This window comes from Sandarakinorhabdus sp., assembly GCF_040398645.1.
Taxonomy (GTDB): Bacteria; Pseudomonadota; Alphaproteobacteria; order Sphingomonadales; family Sphingomonadaceae; genus Sandarakinorhabdus.
Genome location: NZ_JBBATR010000049.1, coordinates 7,436 through 17,606, shown reverse-complemented (window position 1 = coordinate 17,606; position 10,171 = coordinate 7,436). Strand labels below are relative to the sequence as shown.

Annotated in this window: 10 protein-coding genes and 1 tRNA gene; 3 read left to right on the top strand and 8 right to left on the bottom strand. The window is 63.7% G+C overall.

Annotated elements, in window-relative coordinates; genetic code table 11:
- Window positions 1–119 (top strand): porphobilinogen synthase (locus ABWP50_RS10525; RefSeq protein ID WP_502951034.1); only part of this gene is annotated, 119 nt, incomplete at its 5' end.
- A gap of 27 nt (window positions 120–146) precedes the next feature.
- Here the strand turns inward: ABWP50_RS10525 and ABWP50_RS10520 are convergent.
- Entirely contained in the window at window positions 147–776 is a 630-nt protein-coding gene (locus ABWP50_RS10520) for a DUF1134 domain-containing protein (RefSeq protein WP_353217944.1), read from the bottom strand.
- 179 nt (window positions 777–955) lie between these two features.
- Here ABWP50_RS10520 and ABWP50_RS10515 point away from each other — a divergent pair, with 179 nt between their 5' ends.
- Together ABWP50_RS10515 and ABWP50_RS10510 are read left to right on the top strand one after the other, a co-directional pair.
- The gene (locus ABWP50_RS10515) at window positions 956–2,257 is read left to right on the top strand and encodes a UDP-glucose dehydrogenase family protein (RefSeq protein ID WP_353217943.1); all 1,302 of its coding nucleotides are present in this window, start codon (window positions 956–958) and stop codon (window positions 2,255–2,257) included.
- A 181-nt stretch (window positions 2,258–2,438) separates the two neighbouring features.
- Window positions 2,439–2,530: transfer RNA gene (locus ABWP50_RS10510), tRNA-Ser, on the top strand.
- A gap of 19 nt (window positions 2,531–2,549) precedes the next feature.
- Here the strand turns inward: ABWP50_RS10510 and ABWP50_RS10505 are convergent.
- The 7 genes from ABWP50_RS10505 to ABWP50_RS10475 all read right to left on the bottom strand — a co-directional run bounded on the left by ABWP50_RS10505 (window position 2,550) and on the right by ABWP50_RS10475 (window position 10,154).
- Window positions 2,550–3,089 (bottom strand): VOC family protein, encoded by a 540-nt coding sequence (locus ABWP50_RS10505; RefSeq protein ID WP_353217942.1) that lies wholly within the window; start codon window positions 3,087–3,089, stop codon window positions 2,550–2,552.
- The gene (gene hppD, locus ABWP50_RS10500; protein ID WP_353217941.1) at window positions 3,086–4,168 is read right to left on the bottom strand and encodes a 4-hydroxyphenylpyruvate dioxygenase; all 1,083 of its coding nucleotides are present in this window, start codon (window positions 4,166–4,168) and stop codon (window positions 3,086–3,088) included. Before hppD ends, ABWP50_RS10505 begins: the two co-directional genes overlap by 4 nt.
- A 76-nt stretch (window positions 4,169–4,244) precedes the next feature.
- Window positions 4,245–5,525, bottom strand: a complete 1,281-nt coding sequence (locus tag ABWP50_RS10495) for an NAD(P)/FAD-dependent oxidoreductase (RefSeq protein WP_353217940.1) — start codon at window positions 5,523–5,525, stop codon at window positions 4,245–4,247.
- A gap of 11 nt (window positions 5,526–5,536) precedes the next feature.
- A complete protein-coding gene (locus ABWP50_RS10490) occupies window positions 5,537–6,883 on the bottom strand; it encodes a glutamine synthetase family protein (RefSeq protein WP_353217939.1) in 1,347 nt (448 codons plus the stop codon).
- A gap of 13 nt (window positions 6,884–6,896) precedes the next feature.
- The gene (locus tag ABWP50_RS10485; RefSeq protein WP_353217938.1) at window positions 6,897–8,303 is read right to left on the bottom strand and encodes an aminotransferase; all 1,407 of its coding nucleotides are present in this window, start codon (window positions 8,301–8,303) and stop codon (window positions 6,897–6,899) included.
- 4 nt (window positions 8,304–8,307) lie between these two features.
- Window positions 8,308–9,039, bottom strand: coding sequence for a gamma-glutamyl-gamma-aminobutyrate hydrolase family protein (locus ABWP50_RS10480; RefSeq protein ID WP_353217937.1), 732 nt, complete (start codon window positions 9,037–9,039; stop codon window positions 8,308–8,310).
- A complete protein-coding gene (locus tag ABWP50_RS10475) occupies window positions 9,036–10,154 on the bottom strand; it encodes an ABC transporter ATP-binding protein (protein ID WP_353217945.1) in 1,119 nt (372 codons plus the stop codon). The genes ABWP50_RS10480 and ABWP50_RS10475 overlap by 4 nt, the downstream gene beginning before the upstream one ends.
- Window positions 10,155–10,171 lie beyond the last annotated feature (17 nt).

Sequence of the window (10,171 nt, the reverse complement as noted above, 5' to 3'; positions counted from 1 at the left end):
CAGGCGTGCTCGATCGCAACAAGGGGGTATTGGAAGCGTTGATGAGCTTCCGGCGGGCCGGGTGTTCGGGCGTGCTGACCTATCACGCGCCCTTGGCGGCACGGCTGCTGGGGGCGTGACGCTCACTTCGGCCTGTGCCGCCTCGATCAGAAGGGCAGCAACTTGCCCTTCTTGCTGTATTTCAGATAGCCGACGTTCACACCGAGCCGGCCACCAACGCCCAGCTTGATCGGCACCACGATTACCCGGCCGCGCTGCATGTAATTGGCGGTGAAGCCGCCGATCAGATAGGCCTTGCCTTCGACAGCGCCAAATCGCTGGAAGATTTCCTCGCTGTCATTCAGATTATACACCAGCGCGAACACCTTGGAGCCATCGCCGCCAAAATCGACGCCCACCGATGGCCCGGTCCAGTGGATTTTGCGCTCGCCCTCGATCTTGTGATTGAGCATGCCGCTGCCATAGCGCACGCCCACCACAAAGGCGCCGCTCAACTCTCGGCCAACGATATAGGCAGTAGGCTGGCCCTGATCCTTGAACGTCTTGCGCACGATTTCCGCCAGGCCTTCGGCGCCCTTGCCAAACACATCCTCAGCCGCCTTCAGCACATCGGTTTCGGCATAGGCATTTGCAGCGGGCGCAGCGGCTGTCGGCGGCGTTGCGGCGGATGCTGGCGGCGTTTCAGCTATTTGCGCCAGCGCCGGCCACGCCGTTACCAGCATGGCAGCGATGAGCATCTTGGCCGCAGCCGATGGCATTTGCAGGAAAAATATCATGGTTCCTCCGTATCTTTGCGCCGATCGTAACTGCATTCGCCCGGATGAACCCTGGCTGAGCCAAAAGGCTGATCCCATTCTTGAAACTCACGGCAAAATCGTCGTTCATCGTGTAGCGCCAGCGCAACTGCTGTGCTAGCCGCCCGGTAACGCGAGTTTGGGCAAACAGGGGAATTCATATGCGCATCGCCATGATCGGATCGGGTTATGTCGGATTGGTGTCGGGCGCCTGCTTTGCAGATTTCGGCCACACGGTTGTATGTGTCGACAAGGACCCGTCCAAGATCGACCGCCTCAACAACAATGTCATGCCGATCTTTGAGCCTGGGCTGGATGCGCTGGTCGCCAGCAACGTCAAGGCCGGCCGCCTCAGCTTCACCACCGATCTGGCCGCCGGGATCGAAGGCGCCGAAGCGATTTTCATCGCGGTGGGCACCCCGTCACGGCGCGGCGATGGCCATGCCGATCTGTCTTATGTGTATGCGGCCGCACGGGAAATTGCTGGGTCGATCAAATCCTATGTGGTGATCGTCAACAAATCCACCGTGCCCGTCGGCACCGGTGACGAAGTGGAGCGGATCATTCGCGAAGAACGCCCGGATGCCGATTTCGCTGTGGCATCCAACCCCGAATTTCTGCGCGAAGGCGCCGCCATCGGCGATTTCAAGAAGCCCGATCGCATCGTTGTCGGCACCGAAGATGATCGTGCCCGCGCCGTGATGACCGAGCTGTATCGCCCGCTGTTCCTCAACCATTCGCCGCTGCTGTTCATGGGCCGCCGTTCTGCCGAAGTCACCAAATATGCCGCCAATGCGTTTCTGGCCACCAAGATCACCTTCATCAACGAAATGGCCGATCTGTGCGAAGCGGTGGGCAGCAACGTGCAGGATGTGGCCCGCGGCATCGGCATGGATGGCCGCATCGGCAGCAAGTTCCTCAACGCCGGCCCGGGCTATGGCGGCAGCTGTTTTCCCAAGGACACGATGGCGCTGATCAAGACGGCGCAGGACTATAATTCGCCGGTGCGCATCGTCGAAACCGTCGCGGCGGTGAACGATGATCGCAAGCGCCGCATGGCGCAAAAGGTGATCCAGCTGGCCGGCGGCGATGTGGCCGGCAAAACCGTGGCAATCATCGGCCTGACCTTCAAGCCCAACACCGACGATATGCGCGATGCGCCGTCAATTTCGATCATCCAGGAATTGCAGGCCGCCGGCGCGAGGATCCGCGCCCACGATCCCGAAGGCACCGAACAAGCCCAGTTGGTGCTGAAGGATGTCGCCTATTTCGACACGCCCTACGAAGCCTTCGAAGGGGCGGACGTGGCGGCCATCGTCACCGAATGGGAAGCGTTCCGCGCACTGGATCTTGGCCGGGTGAAGTCCGTGATGAAAACCCCGGCCATCGCCGACCTGCGCAACATCTACCGCCCCAGCGAAATGGCAAAGCACGGCTTCGCCTATCTGGCAGTCGGGCGGTAAACGGTCGATGACGCCGGGCGTGGCTGCCGGGTGGAGCATATCGAACATGCTCTCTGCGCCACGCACATCGATAACCGGTGATGCCAGCGCAACCGCCAGATTATCGTGCATTCGCCGGCACATTGGGCACCATCCCTGTTGCCAAGCCCCGCCCGGCATGGCTATAGCGACCGTCTCGTCCGGAGTCGTGGGTGAGTGGCTGAAACCAGTAGTTTGCTAAACTGCCGTACTGGGTAACTGGTACCGAGGGTTCGAATCCCTCCGACTCCGCCAACATCCCCGATGCCTCAGCCTATTCCGCTGGCGGCTGGTGCAGCCAGGCGGCGTGTTGCGGTGCGCGCTTGGTCAATGCCCATTCCGCCAGCATGGCCGGGGCCACGGTGCGCAATTCTTCCAGCTGCGCGGGCGTGCCGATGTTGCAGGCCAGTTCCAGCCGGTGGCCGTTGGGATCGAAAAAATAGATCGATTTGAAGATGCCGTGCCAGGTTGGCCCCAGCACGTCGATGCCCAGGCCTTGCAGATGCGCCTTGGCGCCGAGCAGCGCGGCTTCGTCGGCAACTTCGAAGGCGATGTGCTGCACCCAGGCCGGGGTATTGGGGTCCTTGCCCATCTCCGGCTGGTTCGGCAGTTCAAAAAACGCCAGCACATTGCCGCCGCCGCAATCGAGGAACACGTGCATATAGGGATCATAGTCGCCGGTGGACGGCACATGATCCTCGGCAAAGGCGGTGGTGTAGGCCATGCCCAGCGTGCGTTCGTACCAGGCCACCGTTTGCGCCGCATCCCGGCAGCGATAGGCGACATGATGGATGCGTTGCAGGGCAGGAATCATTGCGCAGGCTCCGCCACAAGTACACCCCGGCGCACCTGATCGCGCTCCAGGCTTTCAAACAGCGCCTTGAAATTGCCTTCGCCAAAGCCTTCGTCGCCCTTGCGCTGGATGAATTCGAAAAACAGCGGGCCAATCACAGTTTGCGAGAAGATTTGCAGCAGCAGGCGGGTGTGGCCATCGGTGGTGCCGTCGAGCAGGATGCCGCGCGCTTGCAGTGCCGCAACCGGTTGGCCATGGCCGGGCAGACGCTCATCGAGCATTTCATAATAAGTGGCCGGCGGCGCGGTCATGAACGGTGTGCCGATGGCCTTGAGCCGGTCCCACACGGCCAGCAGATCATCGCAGGCAAAGGCGATATGCTGAATGCCTTCGCCATTGTAGGCGCGCAGAAACTCGTCGATCTGGCCTTTTCCGCCATTGGCTTCTTCGTTGAGCGGGATGCGGATCTTGCCGTCGGGCGCGGTCATCGCCTGGCTGGTCAGGCCGGTATACTCACCCTTGATGTCGAAAAAGCGGATTTCCCGGAAGCCGGCGATGCGCTCGTAAAACGCCGCCCAGTGCGCCATGCGGCCGCCGTAAACATTGTGAGTCAGATGATCGATGATCTGCAGGCCGGCACCCACCGGGGCGGAATCAGCGCCAGGTTCATACACAAAATCAATGTCATAGATCGACAGGCCGGGTGCATAACGATCCACCAAGTAGATGATCGATCCGCCGATGCCGCGAATGCCGGGCAGGCGCAGCTCCATCGGGCCGGTGCGCGATTCCACCGGCTCCGCGCCGCGGGCCAGCGCCGTTTCATAGGCGACCGCCGCATCGCGCACCCGCCAGCCCATGCCGCACGCCGACGGGCCATGTTCGGCGGCAAAGTAAGCCGCCGGACTGCGCGGCTCATAATTGGCGATCAGGTTGATGCCGCCCTGCCGCCACAATTGCACATCCTTGGACCGGTGATGCGCCACCTGGCTGAAGCCCATCGCGGCAAACACCGGCTCGAGCACGCCCTTTTCGGGTGCGCAAAACTCGACAAATTCAAAGCCATCGAGACCCAGCGGATTTTCAAACAGATCAGGCACGCACCATCTCCCCAAATTTTTTCGCCAATTACCTTAGCGCAAACGCCGGTGAAAGTCCTGCGCCGCAAGCCGGCGCTCAGGCGGTGCGGTCGCGCAGCGCGTACCACAACATGCCCAGCACATGCAGCGGACCCTTGAGCAATTGCCCGCCCGGAAAGCCCGGCGGCGCGACATCGGCAAATTGATCAAAGCGGCTGCTGTCACCCAGCGCCCCCTCGGCCAGCAGCGCACCGCCCAGCGTGGACAGCACCGCCCCCTGCCCCGAATAGCCGTGCGCCCACAGCAGCGGGCCATCGCGGCCCAGATCCGGCAAGCGGCTGCGCGTGATCGACACCAGCCCGCCCCAGGCGTGATCGATGGCCACCCCGGCCAGCATCGGAAAGCTGCGTTCCAGGAACGGCCGCACAAATGCCGCCATGTCAGCCGGCGGGCGCGGGGTGTAGCGTTCGCCGCCGCCGAACATCAGCCGGCCATCGGGCGTGCGCCGGAAATAATTCACCACAAAGCGGCTGTCGCTCACCGCCTGGTTGCCCGGGATCAGCCCGGCACCGCCACCCGGCAGCGGCGCGGTGGTGACGATATAATTGGCCACCGGCATGATGCGGCTGTTCACGCGCGCGTGCAGCGGCCCGAGCAAGGCATCGCCGGCCAAAATGGCCTGCGCGGCCAGCACGCGCCCGGCCGGCGTGTGCACGGTCACGCCGCCCGCGCGCCGCTCCAGCCGCAGCGCCGGGCTGGCGGCGTGCAGGCGCGCGCCGGCCGCAGCCGCTGCCTGCGCCAGGCCAAGCGTGTAATTCAAGGTGTGAAAATGGCCGCCGCCGGCATCCAGCAACGCACCATGGTTCGGATTGGCCACCGCGCCGCGCGCCGCGCCGGCATCCAGCACGGACATGTCATGATAGCCCAGCCGCGCAGCAGCCGCAGCCTCATCGGCAAAGCCGGCAAGATCGCCCGGGCGCACCGCCGTGGTGAGATGGCCCGTCAGCGCCAGATCACAGGCAATGCCGTGGCGGGCGATCAGATCGACCACCAGACCCCGCGCCGACAGCGCCAGATGAAACAGTGCTGCCCCGCGCACTTCGCCAAAATTGCCGAGCAATTCGGCAGCGCCCTGCCGCAAGCCCGGAATAATCTGCCCGCCATTGCGGCCCGAAGCGCCGTGGCCGATCTGCGCCGCCTCCAGCAGCACAACACGCGCGCCGCGCTCCGCAAGGTGCAGCGCCGCCGACACGCCGGTGGCGCCGCCGCCGATCACGACCACATCGGCGCTGGCATCGCCGTTGAGCGCCGATTGCTGCGGGCTGGCCTGCGCCGTGGCCGCATACCAGCTGCGTTCGAAGGCCAGCGGGCCGTTCAAACCCTGATTGCTCAAACCTTCAACAGCAGGTGGTCACGCTCCCAACTGCTGATCACGGTCTGGAATGCTTCCAGTTCGGCGGCCTTGATGGCGGTGAAGCTGCGAAAGAAATAATCCCCGAGCAGCGCGCGCACCGGATCGCAATCATTGAACCGCTCAAGGGCGGCTTCGAGGGTGCGCGGCAGGGTGCGTTCGAAATTATAGGCGTTGCCCGAAGTTTTGGGTGATGGCTCCAATTCCTCGGTCATGCCCAGATAGCCGGCAATCAGCGTCGCGGTCATCGCCAGATAGGGATTGGCATCGGCGCCGGGCAGACGGTTTTCCACGCGGCGATTGTGGCGATCGGTGATCGGCACGCGCAGGCCGCAGCTGCGATTGTCGCTGCCCCATTGCACGTTGATCGGCGCGCCATGATCGGGCCGCATCCGCCGGAAACTGTTGACATTGGGGGCAAACATCGGCGCCAATTGCGGCAGATAGCCTTGCAGCCCGCCCACGAAATGCCGGAACAGCGCCGCATCGCTGCCATTGCTGTTGGCAAACAGATTGTGGCCATCGGCCATATCCACCACCGATGTGTGCAGGTGCATGGCGCTGCCGGGTTGATGCTCCATCGGCTTGGCCATGAAGGTGGCATAGACGCCGTGTTTCAAGGCCACCTGCCGGACGATGCGTTTGAACAGCATCACCTGATCGGCCACCCGCACCGGATTGCCGTGCACGAAGTTGATTTCCAATTGCGCCGTGCCGGCTTCGTGGATCATCGTGTCCAGATTCAGCTCCGCCGCTTCGGCATATTCGTAAATCGCCTCGATCAGGTCTTCGTGCTCGGTGATCGCTTCGAGGCCATAGGGCTGCGATGATGTTTCGGCACGGCCGGAGCGGCCTGCCGGCGGCGTTAGTGGGATATCCGGATCGGGATTGGGCGCGGTGAGGTAAAATTCCAGCTCCGGCGCCATCACCGGCTGCCAGCCGCGTGCTTCATACAGGGCCATCACCCGTTTCAAAAGGTGGCGCGGCGAGGATGCCCACGGCGTGCCGTCGCTGTGGTGGGCATCGGCAAACACATAGGCCGTCGGCGTCTTGAACCCCGGCGCCACGCACAGGGTGGAGGCATCAAGGCGCAGCACCATATCCGGATCGGAATAGGCCTCCACATGCTCTTCCACGTCGGCATATTGGCCGGTGATGGTCAGCGAGAACACCGATGATGGCAGGCGCAGCGCGTTGTTGCGCGAAAACTGCACCAGCTTGGCGGCGGGAAACACCTTGCCGCGCAGCACGCCGTTCATATCGGGCACCAGGCATTCCACTTCGGAAATGCCCTTGTCGCGCACCCAGTCGCCAATATCGGCCATCAGACGGCCTCCTTCACAAACTCCGCAGCGCCGGTTCGGCTTGGTCCAGCGCGGCTGCAATCGTATCGACAATCCGGTCGATTTCGGCATGGCTGATGATCAGCGGCGGGCTCATCACGATCGAATCTTTCACACCGCGCACCATCAAGCCATTGGCGATGCAAATATCGCGTAGCACGATCCCGGCCTTCCCGCCCCCACCAAAGCGGCGATTGGTGCCGGGCTCCGCCACGATTTCGACAGCGCCGATCAAGCCAAGGCTGCGCGCCTCCCCCACCAGCCGGTGGCCGGCCAGTTCGGCCAGGCGCTGCGCCAGATACGGCCCGCTGTCCTCGCGGGTGCGGCGGATCAGATCTTCCCGCTCGATGATCTCAAGATTTTTCAAGGCAACGGCAGCGGCGGTCGGGTGCCCGGAATAAGTATAGCCGTGCACGAAATCATCGGGGTGGGATTTGATGACATCAACGATGAAATCCGCCACGCCCACCGCCGAAATCGGCAGATAGCCCGACGACAAGCCCTTGGCCATGGTCACCAGATCGGGCGTGATGCCATAATGCTGGTGGCCAAACCATTGCCCCAGCCGGCCAAAGCCGCAGATCACTTCATCGCAGCATAGCAGCACGCCATATTTGCGGCAGATGGCTTCAACGCGCGGCCAATAGCCGGCGGGCGGAATGATGACCCCGCCGGCGCCCTGCACGGGTTCACCGATGAACGCCGCGACATTTTCCGGCCCCGCCGCCAAGATCGCGTCTTCCACCGCCTGCGCGGCCCGCACGGCAAAGCCGTCCTCGGTCTCGTCAAAGCCCTCGGCGAATTTGTAGGGCTGCATGACATGCACGAAACCCGGCAACAACGGCCCGCCTTGCGCATGCATCGATGCCATGCCGCCCAGGCTCATGCCGGCGATGGTCGATCCGTGATAGCCGTTGGTGCGCGCGATGATCACGTGGCGCTGCGGCTGGCCGCGCACCTGCCAATAATGGCGCGCGATGCGGATCAGCGTGTCGATGGCTTCGCTGCCCGATGAATTGAAGAAGATGTGCGAAAAATGCCCGCCAAGCAGCCCGGACAATCGGGCGGCCAGCATCACGGCCGGCGGCGTCGCGGTTTTGAAGAACGCGTTGTAATAGGGCAATTCCAGCATCTGGGCATGCGCAGCCTCCGCCAGTTCGGCGCGGCCATAGCCGACATTCACGCACCACAGCCCGGCCATGCCATCGAGCAGGCGGACGCCGTCGCCATCAATAATGGTGCAGCCTTCGCCGCGCACGATGATGCGGCTGCCGCCCATATCGGCCACGGCCTGCCAATCCTGCTGCGGCGGCAGATGATGCGCCACATCCAGCCGGCGCAGTTCGGCGATATCGTGGTTGCGCAACTGGGTAGCAGGTGGGGGCGCAGCTAGCGGGGTCATGGCTTCAATCTCCGTAAATCAGCGGCAAACCGCGCAGCGCCCGGCCGAGCAGCTGAAAAAACAGCGCGGAATCGGCATCACTGTCAGCCGCCCATTCCGGGTGCCATTGTACGGCCAGAACCGGCGCTGCGCCAATCCGGCCGGATACCGCCTCCACCATGCCGTCGGGCGCGACCGCTTCGACCGCAAGATCAGAACTCAGCCGGTCAATGGCTTGATAGTGAACACTATTCACATTCAGGCTGCATCGGCCAAAGGCGCGGGCCAGCACGCCGCCATCCGCCAGCGCGACATCATGGCGGTGATCGAACATGGCCATGAAACCGGCGTTATCTGGCGCATGATGGTCCCGCACCGCGCGGGTAAGCGTGCCGCCCAGCGCCACATTGATTTCCTGCAGGCCGCGGCAAATGCCGAACAGCGGCTTGCCCTGCGCCAACACCGCCTGCACCAGCCCCTGCATCATCGCATCGCGGCCCGGATCAAATGGCGCATCACCGGGCTCCGGATCGCCGTACAGGCCGGGCTGCACATTGGACGGGCTGCCGGTGAGCAGCACGCCGTCCAGCCGGCCGATCACTTCGGCGGCCGTCATCAGATCGGGCAGCGCCGGCACCAGCAACGCGGCGCAATCGGCATGGCGCATGGCCGCGCTGACATAGCGATTGATCACCGATTGCGCCGGCTCCACGCCAACGGTGCGCGTGCAGCAGATGATGCCCAAAACCGGTCTCATGACAGCAGCACCGCCGGCGAACAGGCATGCCACGCCAGCCACACCGGCTCCCCCAAGGCAAAATCCTCCTGATCCCAGCGGGTGAGATTGGAGCGCAGCGCCTTCAATTTCTGGCCGTCCGGCAAGGACACTTCATACAGGCTCTCGCTGCCCAGATAGGCGATGTGGGTGATGGTGCCGGCGACCGCGTTGCGCCCGGCCGGCGCGTCGCCCAGATGCGGCGGTACCGGCGCGGCCTTGTGCAGTTCGATCTTTTCCGGCCGCAGCGCCAGCCACAGCGTGGTGCCGGCCGCGCCAGTGACGCCGTGATCGAGGAACATAGGCTGCGCCAGGCCTGCCACCGCCACTTCGGCATGATCCGGTTCATCCACCACCAGCCTGCCCTCCAGCATATTCACCGAACCGATGAAATCCGCCACAAAGCGGCTGGCGGGGAATTCATACAGGTCCGACGGGCTGGCGACCTGTTGCAGCAGGCCGCGGTTCATCACGGCGCAGCGATCAGCCAGCGCCAGCGCCTCATCCTGATCATGCGTCACCATCACGAAGGTGATGCCCACCTGCGCCTGCAACTGGCACAGCTCGGTGCGCATCGCTTCGCGCAGCTTGGCATCCAGCGCCGACAATGGCTCATCGAGCAGCAGCACGCGCGGGCGCTTGACCAAAGCGCGCGCCAGCGCCACCCGCTGCCGCTGCCCGCCTGACAATTGATCCGGGCGGCGATTGCCCAGCCCATCCAGCTTGACCAGCGCCAGCGCCGCCGCCACCCGCTCGGCCCGTGCGCCGGCGGCAACGCCATCGATTTTGAGGCCGTAACCGACATTTTCGGCCACGCTCATGTGCGGAAACACGGCGTAATTCTGAAACACCATATTGACCGGCCGCCGGTTGGGGCCGGTGGCGGTCACGTCCTGGCCGTCGATCAGGATGCGGCCTTCGGATGGCACCTCAAAGCCGGCGAGCATGCGCAGCAAGGTGGTCTTGCCGCAGCCTGACGGGCCCAGCAGCGCGAAAAACTCGCCTTCGCGCACCTCCAGATCGACATTGTCCACCGCCACCATCTTGCCAAAGCGTTTTGTGACGCCGTCGAAACGGATGATCGTTTTGCCCGCCATCAGCCGGCCTGCTTGGC